General features: G+C 41.6%; 13 protein-coding genes. 9 read left to right on the top strand and 4 right to left on the bottom strand.

What is annotated here, in order from left to right; all coding sequences use genetic code 11:
• Nucleotides 1-15: 15 nt before the first annotated feature.
• The gene (locus tag H5058_RS00130; protein ID WP_041454560.1) at nucleotides 16-708 is read right to left on the bottom strand and encodes a glycerophosphodiester phosphodiesterase family protein; all 693 of its coding nucleotides are present in this window, start codon (nucleotides 706-708) and stop codon (nucleotides 16-18) included.
• Entirely contained in the window at nucleotides 705-1,571 is an 867-nt protein-coding gene (locus tag H5058_RS00125; RefSeq protein ID WP_182676461.1) for a DMT family transporter, read from the bottom strand. The genes H5058_RS00130 and H5058_RS00125 overlap by 4 nt, the downstream gene beginning before the upstream one ends.
• A gap of 311 nt (nucleotides 1,572-1,882) precedes the next feature.
• On the opposite strand from H5058_RS00125, the gene H5058_RS00120 reads away from it, so the two are divergent.
• The 3 genes from H5058_RS00120 to rlmB all read left to right on the top strand — a co-directional run bounded on the left by H5058_RS00120 (nucleotide 1,883) and on the right by rlmB (nucleotide 6,094).
• Nucleotides 1,883-2,617, top strand: coding sequence for an enoyl-CoA hydratase/isomerase family protein (locus H5058_RS00120; RefSeq protein WP_086993265.1), 735 nt, complete (start codon nucleotides 1,883-1,885; stop codon nucleotides 2,615-2,617).
• 244 nt (nucleotides 2,618-2,861) lie between these two features.
• Nucleotides 2,862-5,354 (top strand): ribonuclease R, encoded by a 2,493-nt coding sequence (rnr, locus tag H5058_RS00115; RefSeq protein ID WP_182676459.1) that lies wholly within the window; start codon nucleotides 2,862-2,864, stop codon nucleotides 5,352-5,354.
• Nucleotides 5,351-6,094 (top strand): 23S rRNA (guanosine(2251)-2'-O)-methyltransferase RlmB, encoded by a 744-nt coding sequence (gene rlmB, locus H5058_RS00110; protein WP_011329127.1) that lies wholly within the window; start codon nucleotides 5,351-5,353, stop codon nucleotides 6,092-6,094. The genes rnr and rlmB overlap by 4 nt, the downstream gene beginning before the upstream one ends.
• A 387-nt stretch (nucleotides 6,095-6,481) precedes the next feature.
• On the opposite strand, the gene H5058_RS00105 is transcribed toward rlmB, so the two are convergent.
• Both H5058_RS00105 and H5058_RS00100 read right to left on the bottom strand, forming a co-directional pair.
• The gene (locus H5058_RS00105) at nucleotides 6,482-8,638 is read right to left on the bottom strand and encodes a TonB-dependent receptor domain-containing protein (protein WP_182676457.1); all 2,157 of its coding nucleotides are present in this window, start codon (nucleotides 8,636-8,638) and stop codon (nucleotides 6,482-6,484) included.
• A 173-nt stretch (nucleotides 8,639-8,811) separates the two neighbouring features.
• Nucleotides 8,812-9,657, bottom strand: coding sequence for a LysR family transcriptional regulator (locus H5058_RS00100; RefSeq protein WP_011329125.1), 846 nt, complete (start codon nucleotides 9,655-9,657; stop codon nucleotides 8,812-8,814).
• 127 nt (nucleotides 9,658-9,784) lie between these two features.
• Between H5058_RS00100 and H5058_RS00095 the strand changes: the two genes are divergently transcribed.
• The 6 genes from H5058_RS00095 (at nucleotide 9,785) to H5058_RS00070 (ending at nucleotide 16,008) form a co-directional block, all read left to right on the top strand.
• Entirely contained in the window at nucleotides 9,785-10,384 is a 600-nt protein-coding gene (locus tag H5058_RS00095; protein WP_179808116.1) for a hypothetical protein, read from the top strand.
• A gap of 157 nt (nucleotides 10,385-10,541) precedes the next feature.
• Nucleotides 10,542-11,624 (top strand): glycine cleavage system aminomethyltransferase GcvT, encoded by a 1,083-nt coding sequence (gene gcvT / locus H5058_RS00090; RefSeq protein ID WP_011329123.1) that lies wholly within the window; start codon nucleotides 10,542-10,544, stop codon nucleotides 11,622-11,624.
• A gap of 59 nt (nucleotides 11,625-11,683) precedes the next feature.
• Complete coding sequence (gene gcvH / locus H5058_RS00085; protein WP_011329122.1) at nucleotides 11,684-12,073, top strand: glycine cleavage system protein GcvH; 390 nt, start codon at nucleotides 11,684-11,686, stop codon at nucleotides 12,071-12,073.
• 164 nt (nucleotides 12,074-12,237) lie between these two features.
• Nucleotides 12,238-15,129: an aminomethyl-transferring glycine dehydrogenase gene (gene gcvP / locus H5058_RS00080; protein WP_089368720.1), complete on the top strand. Its 2,892-nt coding sequence runs from the start codon at nucleotides 12,238-12,240 to the stop codon at nucleotides 15,127-15,129.
• A 292-nt stretch (nucleotides 15,130-15,421) separates the two neighbouring features.
• Nucleotides 15,422-15,718: a type II toxin-antitoxin system RelE/ParE family toxin gene (locus H5058_RS00075; protein ID WP_182676455.1), complete on the top strand. Its 297-nt coding sequence runs from the start codon at nucleotides 15,422-15,424 to the stop codon at nucleotides 15,716-15,718.
• A 5-nt stretch (nucleotides 15,719-15,723) separates the two neighbouring features.
• A complete protein-coding gene (locus tag H5058_RS00070) occupies nucleotides 15,724-16,008 on the top strand; it encodes an addiction module antidote protein (RefSeq protein ID WP_007579952.1) in 285 nt (94 codons plus the stop codon).
• The last annotated feature ends 259 nt before the right edge of the window (nucleotides 16,009-16,267 follow it).

Genomic DNA, 16,267 nt, shown 5'->3' with positions numbered 1-16,267 from the left:
ACCATTTGGTTATTATTAATCACCTAAGTAAGCTTTAGTTTGTGCCGGATAATTTGTAAAAATACCATCCACACCTAAATCTAGCATCAGCTTTATATCTTGTTGTTTGTCTACAGTGTACGCATAAATTATTAAACCACGTTGTTTTGCATCATCTACAAAGGTTTTATTTATAAAGTTTTTATCTACATGAACACTGTACGCGCCTAAGTCTTCAGCAAACTTTGCATAATTAATTGGTATAGATGACGTTAGTGCACCCATTTTTAGCCAAGGTAAGCGTTTTTTTAACCAGGCTAGTTGATGATGATCGAACGACGACACTAAAATGTTATCTGCTGATATGCGTTTTTCTGTAATGTTTTTTTCAACTTGAGCTGCAAACTGTTCAAGATTAAAAGTATGTTTTAGCTCTAAATTTAAGAGTGTTTGATTATTATTCCAATCAAAAAGTTGCTGTAAAGTTGGTACTTTTTCGCCATTACCAGCATTGAGTTGCATAATGTGAGCAGCAGTAAAGTTACACACTTTACCTACGCCGTTAGTGGTTCTATCAAGCCAAGTGTCGTGAATGATCATGTAATCATCAAGTGCGCTTTGTACATCTACTTCAATGCCGTCAACGCCTATTTGTAAGGCCGCCATAATGGCGCTTTGGGTGTTCTCTGGAAAGTGCCCACTGGCACCGCGATGGGCAAATACTTTCATTGGCGTGATTTCCGTGCAATAGACCAAGTTTCAAAACAAGCAGCGCTAACAATTAATGCACCACCAATAAAAGTGGCGATAGAGGGGCGCTCATGCAAAATAATAATAGCTAATAATGTGCCGTAAAGTGGCTGAAGGCAAGCAATTAGCCCCGCGGTTGCCGCCGATAAATGCTTTAAACTGGCAGCAAATAATGAGTGTGGAGCTGCGGTAAATATAACTCCCGCAACTAAAATAAGCACCAAATCGTGATTAGTGGTCGCATAAATAGGCACTTCAATAAACGCGCAAAGCATTAGGCTGGCAACCAAGGTTTGATAAAACATGGTTTGCGGGCCACCGTATTGATTAAAATAGCGCTTATGAATGATATTACGAATGGCAAAAAAGAACGCCGAAATAACCCCAGTGATCACCCCAAGTGTTACATCATTCCCTAAATTTGTATTAGGTATTAATAAATAAATGCCGATTAACACTACCGCCGCACTAATAATATCTTTTGCTTTGGGCTTACTTTTATGAAAAAACGGTTCTAAAAACACGGTTATTACCGGGTAGCTAAAAAAAGCCAACATACCAATGGTGATCCCAGCAAGTTGCATTCCCGCAAAATAAGTTACCCAATGTATGCCTACTGCCACACCGAGTAACAGGGCAATTAAGTAATCTTTACCTTGGTTTAGCTTAATCGGTTTTTTTTGCATGCCGAGCAAAATAAAAATAGCGATGCCGGCTATGGCTGCACGATACACGGTAATGTCGAGTGCATTTAAACCAATTAACTTTGCAAATAGCGCAGTGCCGCCAAAGAGTAATACGGCAATGTGTAGGTAAATTAAACTTTGCTGTTGCGACTGCATGTTATTTCCTTATGTTGGCTCATCTAAATATTGCAGACAATGGTTAAGATGAATTTTTGATTTTTCGTGACAAATGTAAGCAAAGTTAGCTGTATTTAAGGTAATGTAACTAAAATCGAATTTACTTTTAATATTCGTTTAGCTTACACTCGTTAGTAGGTTACTGCGTTTAAAATTGATAAATACAGGAATTAAACGTTTATTTGTAAAGTTGTGCGTAAAAACACTAAACCAAGCTTGAGTGTATTAATAACAAAAACGCGCTGCTGAAACAGCATTAATAATTAAAATAATGAAAAATGAGGGAATAAATGACACGTTTTATAGCAATAAAAACCGAAGAAAGCACGGCCGTTTTAACCATGAATACCCCAGAAAACCGCCATAATCCAGAGTTTTTGGCTGAGTTTAATCAGCATCTTGATCAAATAGAAGCCGATAAAAATATTAAGTCGGTGGTGCTTACATCTAACAGTGAAAAAAATTGGTCATTGGGAATCGATCTAGAGTGGATGGCTAATACGAGTAATACCCCAGAAACAATTGCCGGCTTTATGAGCGATGTAACCGCGTTATTAAAACGCATTGTTACGTTTCCTATGCCGATTATTGCCGCGTTAAACGGCCATACTTTTGGTAATGGTGCAGTATTGGCCTGCGCTTGTGATTTTAGGCTAATGAAATCTGATAAAGGATTTTTTTGTTTTCCTGAAGTCGATGTGATGGTGCCATTTTTACCCTCAATGTTTCCTATTATTAATAAAGCTATTCCACAAGCCTTTTTTAACCGTTTAGCTATGTCGGGTATGCGAGTAGGGGCACAAGAGTTATTAGATAACAAAGTAGTAGAAGCTATTTTTGCCGATGAAGCTCAATTACAAGCAGGTGCGCTGGGCTTTGCACAACAGTTTAATAAAAACCGTTGGATTTACGCTCAAAATAAAACCCAAATGAATAAACAAATAGTGTTAACCATGGAAACAGAAGATCCGATCTTTATCGATAATATCAGTAAATTGTTATGGAAAAATTTACAGCAAAAATAATTCTAACTTAGCGTCAAACAGGCCTTAATGAGTTTGTTTGAGCTACTAATTTTAGTTACTAATTTTAACTTATAGCAGAATAAACCCGCCACAAAATTAAGGGCGGGTTAAGCCCGGTTAAGCTAAGTTTTTAAATACAAAAAGTAAGGTAAAAGTGCTTTATTAAAAGTTTAATAGCTTTTACCTGTCTCATTTTAGCTATATGGGTTAAAATACCTACATAACCAAACTAACAAGATAGTGAATGTCAAACCAAGATCCAAATCTCAGTCGAGAACAAGAAAAGTACGAAAACCCAGTCCCTAGCCGTGAGTTTATACTTACTCACCTTCAAGAGCGTTCAAAACCTGCTAACTATGCACAGTTATGTGAAGAACTAGCGGTAAACGATGAAGAACGGCAAATCGCATTTAAACGCCGCCTTCGTGCTATGGAACGTGACGGTCAGCTGTATTTTAATAAGCATAAATGTTACGCCCTAATTGACGAAGCCGGTTTAACTAAAGGCAAAGTAGTAGGCCACAGAGACGGTTTTGGCTTTTTAGAAGTTGAAGGCGAGAATAAAGATTGGTTTATTGCTAAGCACCAAATGAACATGGTGTTACATGGCGACATTGTACTTGCTAAAGGCACTAAACGTGGCTCTGGCTCAAAATGCGATGCACGTATTATAAAAGTACTTACCAACGAGCGAGCGCCTATTGTTGGCCGCTATTTTGTTGAGCATGGTATTGCCGTTGTGGTTGCCGAAGATCCGCGTATTACCCAAGACATAATGATTTTACCGGGAAGCGAAAACGGCGCGCGCCATAACCAAATGGTGCAAGTTAAAATAACGCAAAACCCCACCCGAAATATGAACGCGGTAGGTAAAGTAATTGACGTACTTGGCGAGCATTTAGCCCCAGGTATGGAAATAGAAGTTGCCCTGCGTAACCACGATATTCCGCACGTTTGGCCAGAAGAAGTTGAAGCGCAAGTAGCCCACTTTGGCGAATTTGTTGACGAGGCTGATAAGCAAAATCGCGTAGATTTACGCGACCTACCTTTAGTAACCATAGATGGCGAAGACGCACGCGACTTTGATGATGCCGTTTATTGTGAGCCTAAAAAGTCAGGTGGTTGGCGTTTATGGGTTGCCATTGCCGATGTATCGCATTACGTAGGTATGAACACCCCGCTAAACAAAGAAGCCATAGAGCGCGGTAACTCAGTGTATTTTCCTGAGCAAGTAATTCCTATGCTGCCTAAAGTATTGTCTAACGGCTTATGTTCGCTTAACCCTGAAGTTGACCGCTTATGTATGGTTGCCGAAATGACAGTGTCAGATTCGGGCAAGCTTTCGGGTTATAAGTTTTACGAGGCGATAATGAATTCGCATGCACGTTTAACTTACACCAAAGTAAATGCCATTTTACAAAACGATGAGAAACTACGTAAAGAATATGCGCATGTAGTGCCACATTTAACCGATTTACAGCAAATGTATTTAGCGCTTAAATCGGCTCGCCAAGAGCGTGGTGCAATTGAGTTTGAAACTCTCGAAACTCGTTTTGTATTTAACGCACAGCGTAAAATAGAATCGATAGTGCCGGTTATTCGTAACGATGCGCACAAACTTATTGAAGAATGTATGATTTTAGCCAACGTATCGGCGGCTAAATTACTTGAAAAACACGAAGCCAGCGCGCTATTTCGTGTCCATGACGAGCCAGATAGCGAAAAACTAGGTAACTTTACTAAGTTTTTAGGCGAACTTGGTATTGAGAGCACGTTAAGCGACGAGCCAACACCTAAAGAAATTACTCAAGTGCTAGCTCGTTTAGGCGATCGCCCAGAAGCAGAGCTTATTCAAACCATGCTGCTGCGCTCAATGAAGCAAGCTGTGTATCAACCAGATAACATAGGCCACTTTGGTTTAGCCTTATCTGCTTATGCGCACTTTACTTCACCAATTCGTCGTTACCCCGACTTAGTAGTGCATCGTGCTATAAAAGCGGTACTAAAAGCACAAGGCCAACATACTTCAGGCGAATACGCATACACAGATGACGAAGTAGATAAGTTAGGTGAGCAGTGTTCTACCACAGAGCGCCGTGCCGACGATGCTACTCGCGAAGTAGCCGATTGGTTAAAATGTGAGTTTATGCAAGATCACGTTGGCACTGAGTTTGACGGTGTTATTTCATCGGTAACCAATTTTGGTTTATTCATTCGTTTAGATGATTTGCAAATTGATGGCCTTATTCATGTTGCCAACTTAGGCAATGAATTTTTTGCCCATGATGCCGCAAAACATTGTTTAATAGGCGAGCAAACGCACAAAGTATATCGCCTTGGCGATAAAGTAACGGTAAGTGTTGCATCGGTTAGCTTAGAAGACAGACGCATAAACTTAACCCTTAAAGGCGATAAAGCGCAAGACCGATACACGCGCCGCCGTGGGCCAAAAGGCACTGATAAATCTGAGCATGCACCTGCGAGTGTACGCTCACAGTTAAAAGCAGGCAAAGTACCGGGTAAAAAATCGCATGGCGATGAAAAACCTAAAGGTAAAAAAAGGCCAGCAAGCAAAGATAAAGGTAAACCTGCAAATAAGTCGGCAACTAAACCAGCTGACAAAAAAGCAGTAGATGCCACAGCAAATAAAAAACCGAAAAAAAAGGCCGTTAAAAAGCCTAAAAGAGTAGGCAAAAATGCCCGCAAACGTAATACCCCAGGAGCAGAAAATACGTGAGTAATGAATTAATTTTTGGTTTTCATTCTGTTGAAGCGATTTTAGCAAGCGAACCAGAGCGTTTTGTAGAAATTTATGCGCTTAAAGGGCGTGACGATAAACGCTCAACCCCGATTATTGATGAAGCACTTAAATTTGGTATTTCAGTACAGTACATGCAACGCAAAGCCCTTGATAGCAAATCAAAAGGCGAGCAGCATCAAGGTATTATTGCCAACGTAAAAGCAGCACCAACGTTTAACGAAAAAGATCTTGATGCGATTATTGCACGTGAAGATACTCCATTTTTGTTAGTGCTTGATGGCATTACTGATCCGCATAACTTAGGTGCATGTTTACGTAGTGCCGACGCCGCTGGCGTACATGCTGTAATAGTACCTAAAGATCGCTCAGCTAAGCTTAACGGCACAGCGCGTAAAGTTGCCTGTGGCGCAGCCGAAACAGTACCGCTTATTCAGGTTACTAACCTTGCACGTACATTGCGCGAAATTAAAGACGCTGGTGTTTGGGTTGTAGGCACTGCAGGCGAAACAGATAACCACGTATTTGATGCCAGCTTAACAGGGCCAATGGCTATTGTTATGGGTGCCGAAGGCGAAGGCATGCGCCGTTTAACCCGCGAGCATTGCGACTTGTTAGTTAAAATACCTATGGCGGGAACGGTTTCAAGCTTAAACGTATCGGTAGCCACAGGTATTTGTTTATTTGAAGTATTACGCCAACGTAGCGTTAATAACTAAGTTATTAACTGGCTCGTTTAAGCAATAAAAAAACCGAGGTTGAAAATTCAACCTCGGTTTTTTTGTGTTCGTAATTTAATGCGGTTGTTATAAACGGTTCAATAACAAGGCAATAATTTAGATGTGTAGTGTTTCCTGCATAAAAAATTATTACCGCTGTTAGTAAGTAGTATTGCCTTAAAAGCACAGGTAAACGGTTCAATAACAAAGCAACAATTTAGATATGTAGTGTTTCCTACATAAAAAATTATTAACGCTGTTAGTAAGTAGTATTGCCTTAAAAGCGCAGGTAAACGGTTCAATAACAAGGCAATAATTTAGATGTGTAGTGTTTCCTACATAAAAAATTATTAACGCTGTTAGTGAGCCGTTTAACCAGCTTTCAACTTAGAATGAGTAGCTGTAGCCCAACTGTAGGGTACGAGGCTTACCTGGTTGGATACCGCCATTAGCACGATTAGCAATGTAGGTTTTATCAAACAAGTTATCAACGCTTAAGTATACTTTTTGATTGTCGTCGATGCGGTATTTAGCGGCTAAATCCCATACCACACGGCTATTAATAGCATTTAAGCCAGAGTCGGTTAAATCTGCATGTGAGTCAGATACATAGCGCAGTTGGCTGTGTACAACAAATGCTGATAATTCAGCACCCATAGAGAGTGCTACTTGGTTTTTTGGCACGTAAGGCATAGCGTCGCCTTTTTCTACTGTGCCCCAAATTTCTGAATCAAAAGTGTTTTTAAATTCAGAATCGGTGTAGGTGTAAGTTAACTTAACCGGGAACATAACAGTATCGGTGTTAAAAGTATGGCCTGCACTAAATTCAACGCCAGAAACAGCTACTTCACCATAGTTATATTGATCGCCAATGTTCTCATCGCTACACCCTACAGCGGCAGTACAATTACCGTGCATGTTGTCGTAATCAGAATAAAACGCAATAATTTCACCATTAATACCGCTTACGTTATAGCGTGAACCAAATTCAATATTTACACTTTTTTCTTCTGCTTGGTCGGCATTACCCGGCGCGGCTGGTGCATAACCTTGTTGAATACCAGCAAGTAGAGTGATGTTGTCGTTTACTGTGTAAGTTGCACCGAGTGACGGCACTAAAATATCAGTGTCGTTCGACACATTTTTAGTTAAACCATTGCTGCGTGTAGGATCCGACTTTGCCCACTCTTCACGGGTAATCGTAATGTCTTCGAAGCGCAGGCCTGCACTGATCACTAATGCATCTAGCGTCCATTCGTCTTGAATAAATAAAGTACGTGCAGTGGCACTATCTACGCGGTTACTGTCAGAACCCGGAACTCCGCGCTCTGTCAGTGTCATGCTTAAGTCTTGATTAAGCGTGTACTCGTCTTGCCACTGAAAGCGATCCATTTCGTCTTCATGGTAACGCATACCCACAGTTATATAGTGATTGCCAGCAGGGATATGCAGCTCAGACTGAATACCTTTAGCTTGGTAGTCGCGGTTATTTGCTTTTATAGCAATGCCTTCAATACCTTGTGCGGTAGGGTTGGCTTCAAATTCGCTGTACTGCTCAAGGTAGCTTTCGCTTACTTTACTGGCTTTATACCAGTTACGATGAAAGTCGTTTAAATATGCCGTAGCAAGTAGTTCGTAACCAGCACCAAAGCGATATGCATAGTTAAGTTGATAAGCATTGTGACGGGTATTCATTTCATCATTTTGCGATGCCGCATAACGACGGTATGGCGTTGCTTGGTAATCGGCATCGGTTAAGCCCATGTAAGTTTCGTCTGATGTTTCGTCTGAATACTTAATTTTTAGCTCAAGGTTATGCGCGTCATTTTTACCAAATGTATGGCCTAACTTTAATAGTAAGTCAGTTTTTTCAAAGCCGGTGTTGTCATCGCCAACTGGCAGCTCTTTAAAACCATCTGCGCCGTAGGTAAATACTTCAATTAAACCCGCGGTATTGTTTTTTTCTTTGGCAAAATAAGCATGGCCTTTATAGTAGCCATCGCTACCTAAGGCAGCATCAAGCATACCTGTTGAGCTATTAGGCTCGGTTGGTAAGCTGCGCGATAATAAGTTTAAAACGCCGCCTGTAGTACGTGGACCATATTTAACCGATGCAGCACCTTTTAATACTTCAATAGACTCCATGCGGCCCATAGTAGGGAAGTAATAAGCCGAAGGAGCCGAGTAAGGCGCAGGTGCTACAAGTACACCATCTTCCATTACTGATACTTTGTCGTTACGACCAGTGCCAGTTCCGCGCATACCTATATTAGGGCGCAGGCCGTAGCCGTCTTCTTCTTGTACGTAAACACCAGGTACAGAGGCTAAAACACGAGAAATGTCGGTAAATTCAAATTTTTGCAGCTCAGCATCCGAAATAAACGTTGCAGAGCCCGGAATATCGTTAATAGCTTGTTGTGAGCCTATAACTGTAATTTGTTCAAAGTTACGCTCTACCTTACCCATATCTTTTGCCATTGCAGTTGCACTAATAGACAAGGCAACCGCAGTTGCAAGGGTAGATACTAAAAACTTATGTGCCATTGAGACTATCCTAAATTGGGTCAATTAACTAAATTGGCGCAATTTAAACACGTTAACGAATGAGAATCAATGTTATTCAGCGTTTACGTGTGTAAGTTTTTATAACTAAAAATCTTCATATATATAACTTTTAATATATGAAGATTTGTTGGCTAGTATGTGTATAAAGCAGGTTAGCCTAAGCGAAGTTTTATAAATTCGGCCAGTTTAAAAACGGCATTTTCTGGCTCACTGGCCGTTTTTACTAAGCTAATACCAATATCACCCAAGGATGGTAAAAATTTGGTTTTAAGTTGATAGTTTAGCTCGTTTGGTACAGTACTTTTAGCCAGCACTGTAATGCCTAAGCCTTCTTTTAGCGCAGCAATAAGCCCAGTTAAATCGGCGTTGCTATACACAATACGATACTTTATTCCCGACCTTTCTAGCGCCTCTATAGCTCGGCGTCTGTAAATACACCCCTCGGGAGCGGTAACCAAAGTAACAGTGTCGTTTTGTGCCAGCGACAAGTCGCCCACCCATACCAGCTGATCTTGCTTAAAAATAGGAAATTGCTCCGAGTCGAGCTGCTCGTTGAGTGCCAGTACTAAATCAAACTGATCTTGGCGTTCTTGCGATAATAAATGCTTACTTAAACGCGATTTAACTTCCAGCGATACTTCAGGGTATAAAGCTACAAAGTCGCCAATAATAGAGGGTAAAATACGCGCTGCAAATTCGCTTGGAATACCCAAACGTACTCGGCCGGTAATACTTTCTGAGGTAAATAGCTGCAAAATGGCATCGTTGTGTTGCATCATTTGTTTAGCCATTGGTAATAATAGCTCGCCATATTGATTAAGCACTTGGCGTTGGCCTTGTTTTTTAAATAATTTATAACCGAGCAAATCTTCTAAGCGCTTTATTTGCAGGCTAACCGCAGGTTGCGATAAGCCAAGTAAATCGCCGGCTTTAGCAAAGCCGCTAGCCTCTACTACCATTACAAAAGTGCGTAAACTATCTGTTGAAATGTTTTTCATATTTAAAATCAAAATTAATATCGCCATATATATAAGCATTATTTATCAATTGATTAATAATTACAATTTGTTGTTGTACAGCGGGAGCAATATACTTTTGATATTATAAGTTTGATAGGTGTTTGTTATGACTTTTAGCCCCATTATGTTTGCCCGCCATAGCAAAGCTAACAGCGCGGTTATTAATTCTTTGCAGGCCAGCAACAACCACGTTGTAATAGACTTTAGCGGCACAGAAGCCTCGGTATTTTTAAGTAATATACTAGGCCACGATTTAACTAAGTTAACTGCCAGTGGTTTGGGTTTAATTGGCACCCTTGATGGCGATTTTAATTCTGATTATAGCTATGCCGTTTACTGCTTTAGCGAAACCGCTTTTAGATTTATATTACCGCACTGCGCAAGTCTGCAATTACAAGCACTTATAAACGAGCAACAACTGCGTTATGACATTGATTATGTTATGCGTACTGACCTAGCAAGCTTTATTTTAAGCGGCAGTAATGCCTTTGACTCAATTGTAGAAGCCTTTAAATTAACGCCGGGTTTACGTCTTTCAGATGCACAATTATGTTACGGTACGCAAAGCGGTGACGTATTTATCACAGTCATAAATAAAAACGACCAGCAACAATTTGTACTGGTGGCTAAAACTCCTGAGCTGCAAAAGTGGCAAGAGTATATGCAAGCCCAAGGCTTTGCCCTTATTCAAGGCGCTGCAGCGTAAAATATTCACCCTAACTTGGGTGCTCACAGCTTAGTATTAATATTTGGCTGTGTTTAATTACAATTTGGCAGGCGTTAAATGCAGGCCATATTATTCCCCCTCATTAAATTGAGGCCACGCCCAAATAACTGGGTTAATTTAAAAGTGAAGGAATATCATGACTTCTAAAACAGTACTTTATGCTAAGCACCTTGAAGCGGGCGCTAAAATGGTTGATTTTCATGGCTGGGAAATGCCAATTAACTACGGCTCGCAAATAGAAGAGCACAATGCAGTACGCAACGATGCCGGTATGTTTGACGTATCGCACATGACCATTGTTGATATACAAGGCGAGCAAGCACAAGCATTTTTACAAAAACTAGTAGCAAACGATGTTGCTAAACTTACCGTACCTGGTAAAGCGTTATATACCCCAATGCTAAATGAGCAAGGCGGCGTAATTGACGACTTAATAATTTATTTTTTCAGTAACACCTCTTATCGCCTAGTTGTTAACTCAGCAACTCGCGAAAAAGACTTAGCTCACCTTGCTAAAATATCAGCCGATTTTGCCGTTACCGTTACAGAGCGTAACGAATTTGGCATGATTGCAGTGCAAGGCCCTAACGCTAAAGCTAAAACTGCCACATTATTAACAGCTGAGCAAAATGCAGCAATAGAGGGTATGAAACCGTTTTTTGGCGTGCAAACAGGTGATTTATTTATTGCCACAACGGGTTATACTGGCGAAGACGGTTACGAAATTGTAGTGCCAAAAGAGCAAGCTGCCGATTTATGGCAACAACTGTTAGACGCAGGAGTTGCACCAGCAGGTTTAGGCGCACGCGACACGCTACGTTTAGAAGCGGGCATGAACCTTTATGGCCTAGATATGGACGAAAGCGTATCGCCACTAGCGGCTAACATGGCTTGGACTATTGCATGGGAACCACAAAGTCGTGACTTTATTGGCCGTGATGTACTAGTACAACAACGCGCCGACCAAAGCACTGATAAACAAGTAGGCCTAGTGCTAGAAGAAAAAGGTATCTTGCGCAGTGGCTCTAAAGTAATTGTTGATGGTGGCGAAGGTGTTATTACTTCTGGCACTTTTTCACCAACACTGGGTTACAGTGTAGCGCTTGCACGTGTACCACGTTCAACGGGCGACACCGCTCAGGTAGAAATGCGTAAAAAATTAGTTACCGTAAAAGTAGTAAAGCCTGGCTTTGTACGTAACGGTAAATCAATACTTTAAAGTATAAATAAATTTAATTTTGGTGCTATCACCCAATATAAACCAAAGGACAAAACAAAATGAGCAATATCCCTAGCGAGTTAAAGTATGCCTCTTCACACGAGTGGGTTCGCAACGAAGGTGACGGTACGTTTACTGTTGGTATTACTGAACATGCGCAAGAGTTACTTGGCGACATGGTATTCGTAGAACTTCCAGAAGTAGGCGACGAAGTAGATGCAGGCGAAGAGTGTGCAGTAGCAGAATCGGTAAAAGCAGCATCAGACATTTACGCACCAATTGGTGGCGAAATTGTTGCAATTAACGAAGAGCTAGAAGACGCACCAGAAACAGTTAACACCGACGCGTTTGGTGACGGCTGGTTATTTCGCATTAAAGCATCAGATGAGTCTGAGCTTGAAAACCTACTAAATGCAGAAGACTACGCAAACACTATTGACGAAGATTAATCTTTAGTGAGTAAAAAGCCCCATTATTTAAAACATTGGGGCTTTTATGATTTTGCTGCTTACCTTTCCATACACTGTAAGTTATTAAATCATATTAATTTTAAGTTATTGCTGGTTACCCATTAGTAATAATCACATTTTTTGGATCATAGGAATCTGGACACATGTCAAACGCCAAATCTCTTGAGCAGTTAGAGCAAACGCAAGATTTTATTCGCCGCCATATTGGGCCAAGCCCAGCGCAAGTAAGCGATATGCTTAGCGCGCTTGAAGTATCGAGTGTTGAAGAGCTGATCGGTCAAACTGTACCTGCAGGTATTCGCCTTGAGCAGCCTTTAACCGTGGGCGAAAGCCGCACCGAAGTTGAAACACTAAGCTACTTAAAATCAGTAGCAAGCAAAAATAAAGTTTTCAAATCGTATATTGGCCAAGGCTACCACCCAACACATGTACCGCACGTAATTTTACGTAACGTACTAGAAAACCCAGGTTGGTATACTGCGTACACTCCATATCAGCCAGAGATAGCGCAAGGGCGTTTAGAGTCGTTACTTAACTTTCAAACTATGACCCTAGATTTAACCGGCCTAGATTTAGCAAGTGCATCGTTACTTGACGAATCAACCGCTGCAGCAGAGGCTATGGGCCTTGCAAAACGTGTATCTAAAGCGAAAAAAGCCAATGCATTTTTTATTGCCGACGACGTACACACACAAACAATTGACGTAGTAAGCACCCGCGCCGAGCAGTTTGGTTTTGAAATAATTGTTGGCAAAGCAGCCGACGCTGTTAACCATGAGATTTTTGGCGCGTTATTTCAATACCCATCAACAACTGGTGAAGTGGTAGACATTACCGACCTAATTGCTGGCGTACAAAGCAAAAAGGCAATTGCCTGTGTTGCTGCCGACATTATGAGTTTATTACTATTAAAAGCACCGGGTAAATTAGGCGCAGACGTAGTATTAGGTTCGGCGCAGCGTTTTGGTGTACCTATGGGTTACGGTGGCCCACATGCTGCATTTTTTGCAACACGTGACGCGTACAAACGTTCATTACCAGGTCGTATTATTGGCGTATCTAAAGACCGTTTAGGTAACGATGCACTGCGTATGGCAATGCAAACGCGTGAGCAACACATTCGCCGCGACAAAGCCAACTCAAACATTTGTACCGCGCAAGTATTACTTGCCAACATGGCAGCGTTTTACGCTGTGTACCATGGCCCACAAGGCTTAAAAACTATTGCTCAGCGTATTCATCGCTTTGCCGATATTTTAGCTGCAGGCTTACAAGCTAAAGGCGTGAGCCTTAAACACAACACCTGGTTTGATACCCTAACGGTAGTAAGCGATAGCAAAGCCGACGTTATTGCGCGTGCACTAGCAAGCGGTGTTAACTTTGCTACTAACCGCGATGGCGAATACTCAATTGCCGTATCAGAAACCACCACACGTGCAGACGTAGCGCAGTTATTTGATATTGTATTAGGCGAAGGCCATGGCCTAAGTGTTGATGCAATTGCAGCCGATATTGAAAACAATGGCAGCACGTCAATTCCAGCAAGCTTAGAGCGTGATGACGAAGTATTAACGCACCCTAACTTTAATTCGTACCACAGCGAAACTGAAATGCTGCGTTATATTAAGCGCCTAGAAAACAAAGATTTAGCGCTTAATCACTCAATGATCTCGTTAGGTTCATGTACCATGAAACTAAACGCGACTGCTGAGATGATCCCAATTACCTGGCCTGAATTTTCAAACTTGCACCCATTTTGCCCGCTAGATCAAGCACAAGGCTATCAAATTATGATGGGCGAACTGCATGATTGGTTGGTAAACATTACCGGTTACGATGCGGTTTCATTGCAACCTAACTCAGGTGCTCAAGGTGAATACGCAGGCTTAATTGCCATTCGTAAATACCACGAGTCACGCGGCGACGCTCACCGTAACGTATGTTTAATTCCAAGCTCGGCGCATGGTACTAACCCAGCGTCGGCACAAATGGCCAGCATGAAAATTGTGGTGGTTGATTGTGATAAAAACGGTAACGTAGACATGGCCGATCTTAAAGCGAAAGCAGAAGCGGTAGCCGAAAACTTATCGTGTATTATGATCACTTACCCATCTACACACGGCGTATACGAAGAAACAATTCGTGAAATTTGCGATATTATTCATCAGCACGGCGGCCAAGTTTACATGGACGGCGCAAACATGAACGCGCAAGTTGGCGTAACTAGCCCAGGCTTTATTGGCTCAGACGTATCGCACTTAAACTTGCATAAAACCTTTTGTATTCCACACGGTGGCGGTGGCCCAGGTGTTGGCCCAATTGGTGTTAAATCGCACCTTGCGCCATTTATGCCTAACCACAGCATTATTAACGTACCAGGTACTAACGAAGGTAATGGAGCGGTATCGGCAGCGCCATATGGTTCAGCGTCTATTTTACCTATTTCGTGGGCTTACATTACCATGATGGGCTCAGAGGGCTTAAAACAAGCCACTGAAATGGCAATTGTAAATGCTAACTACTTAACGCATGAGCTAAGCAAGCACTTTCCAATTTTATACCGTGGCCGTAACAACCGTGTTGCGCACGAATGTATTGTTGACTTGCGTCCGCTTAAAGAGTTGTCGGGTATTACTGAAATGGACGTAGCTAAACGCCTACAAGACTACGGCTTCCATTCACCTACTATGTCGTTCCCAGTAGCGGGCACGTTAATGATAGAGCCTACCGAGTCTGAGTCTAAGGTTGAGATCGACCGCTTCATCGAAGCAATGGTGTCAATTAAGAGCGAAATCGACAAAGTAATCTCTGGCGAATGGTCAATCGAAAACAACCCGTTAGTGTTTGCACCGCACACCCAAGGCGACGTGTTAGGTAACGAATGGGACCGTGCATACGACCGTTTTTACGCAGCATTCCCAGTGCCAAGCGTGGCTAAAAACAAGTTCTGGCCAACCGTAACACGTATTGACGACGTATACGGCGACCGTAACTTAGTGTGTGCTTGCCCACCGGTTGAGACATACCGCGATTAATTTTTTGAAAAAATTTCTACTGTAGAGTGGAAATTTATCAAAATTATAAAAGCCGTTGCAGTAATGCAACGGCTTTTTTGTGCGTGGTGATTCGCCATAAATTATATGGGCGTAGGTTGGGAAGAGTGCAACGAAGCCCAACGAATCACAAATATACTTACTCGCTCAAAAGCCAAGAGTATGTGTTATTTATTGTAGACGTTAAGCTTGCTGACGCGTTGATTGTTAAATCAAAATTTGGTACCCCTTAAATAAAATTGCACACATGTAGCCTTTGGGCTACAATTGTTTTATGAAATATCGTATTAAGAAAACCGACGAGTTCGATAAATGGCTTAAAAAGATCAAAGATCGTCAAGCTTTTATGGCAATAGCTAAACGTATTACACGTGCCATAAATGGTAATTTTGGCGATAGTGAATCTGTTGGTGGTGGCATATCTGAAATGCGAATTTTCGTAGGGAAAGGCTATCGTGTTTATTACATAATTAGAGGTGGTGAAGTTATTTTACTACTCAGTGGTGGACACAAAGGCACACAAGGCAAAGACATTACCAAAGCAAAAGCCCTTTTAAGAGAGTTGGAGTAATTATTATGGCGCTACAAACATCAGATTTTAACCCGTTTGACTATATGGAAACACAGCAAGAAATTAATACATTTTTAGAAGAGTGTTTAGCTGATGATGATCCAAACACTTTTATTGAAGCACTTGGCTTATTAGTTAAAAAACATGGCGTGAGTGATATTGCTAAAGCAACGGGATTAAACCGTGAAAGCTTATATAAAGCCGTTAACGGTAAAACCAAGCCACGTTGGGAAACTATTTTTAAAGTGATGAAAGCACTTAACTTTCGCCTTACAACACAAGTAGCATAGGCTGGGTAGAGTGCAACGAAACCCAACAAATCCCAAATATACTTACTCGCTTAAAAGCCAAGAGTATGTATTATTTATTGTAGGCGTTTAGCTTGCTGACGCGCGGGCGCCAGCCCGAATAAGTATTTGAATAGGTGTTTGAGGTTATCATCACCGATAATGCGAATACGTTTCGCGTTTCACGCTTCTAGAAATTAGAAACCTTATTCAAGGTTTTGTCGCGCTGGCGACAGCAGCCAAAGAGGGGCTGCCGCTGACC

Origin of the sequence: Pseudoalteromonas sp. SR45-4 (assembly GCF_014163535.1) — a bacterium.
Classification (GTDB): Bacteria; Pseudomonadota; Gammaproteobacteria; order Enterobacterales; family Alteromonadaceae; genus Pseudoalteromonas; species Pseudoalteromonas nigrifaciens.
Note: the sequence above shows the minus strand (reverse complement) of the source record. Positions and strands in the feature narration are given on the sequence as shown.

Coding starts and splice junctions, on each gene's coding strand:
- gcvT (WP_011329123.1), top strand. CDS start 10,542: ATGACTTCTAAAACAGTACTTTATGCTAAGCACCTTGAAGCGGGCGCT.
- H5058_RS00075 (WP_182676455.1), top strand. CDS start 15,422: ATGAAATATCGTATTAAGAAAACCGACGAGTTCGATAAATGGCTTAAA.
- H5058_RS00130 (WP_041454560.1), bottom strand. CDS start 708: ATGAAAGTATTTGCCCATCGCGGTGCCAGTGGGCACTTTCCAGAGAAC.
- rnr (WP_182676459.1), top strand. CDS start 2,862: ATGTCAAACCAAGATCCAAATCTCAGTCGAGAACAAGAAAAGTACGAA.
- H5058_RS00105 (WP_182676457.1), bottom strand. CDS start 8,638: ATGGCACATAAGTTTTTAGTATCTACCCTTGCAACTGCGGTTGCCTTG.
- gcvP (WP_089368720.1), top strand. CDS start 12,238: ATGTCAAACGCCAAATCTCTTGAGCAGTTAGAGCAAACGCAAGATTTT.
- H5058_RS00095 (WP_179808116.1), top strand. CDS start 9,785: ATGACTTTTAGCCCCATTATGTTTGCCCGCCATAGCAAAGCTAACAGC.
- H5058_RS00120 (WP_086993265.1), top strand. CDS start 1,883: ATGACACGTTTTATAGCAATAAAAACCGAAGAAAGCACGGCCGTTTTA.
- H5058_RS00100 (WP_011329125.1), bottom strand. CDS start 9,657: ATGAAAAACATTTCAACAGATAGTTTACGCACTTTTGTAATGGTAGTA.
- H5058_RS00070 (WP_007579952.1), top strand. CDS start 15,724: ATGGCGCTACAAACATCAGATTTTAACCCGTTTGACTATATGGAAACA.
- gcvH (WP_011329122.1), top strand. CDS start 11,684: ATGAGCAATATCCCTAGCGAGTTAAAGTATGCCTCTTCACACGAGTGG.
- H5058_RS00125 (WP_182676461.1), bottom strand. CDS start 1,571: ATGCAGTCGCAACAGCAAAGTTTAATTTACCTACACATTGCCGTATTA.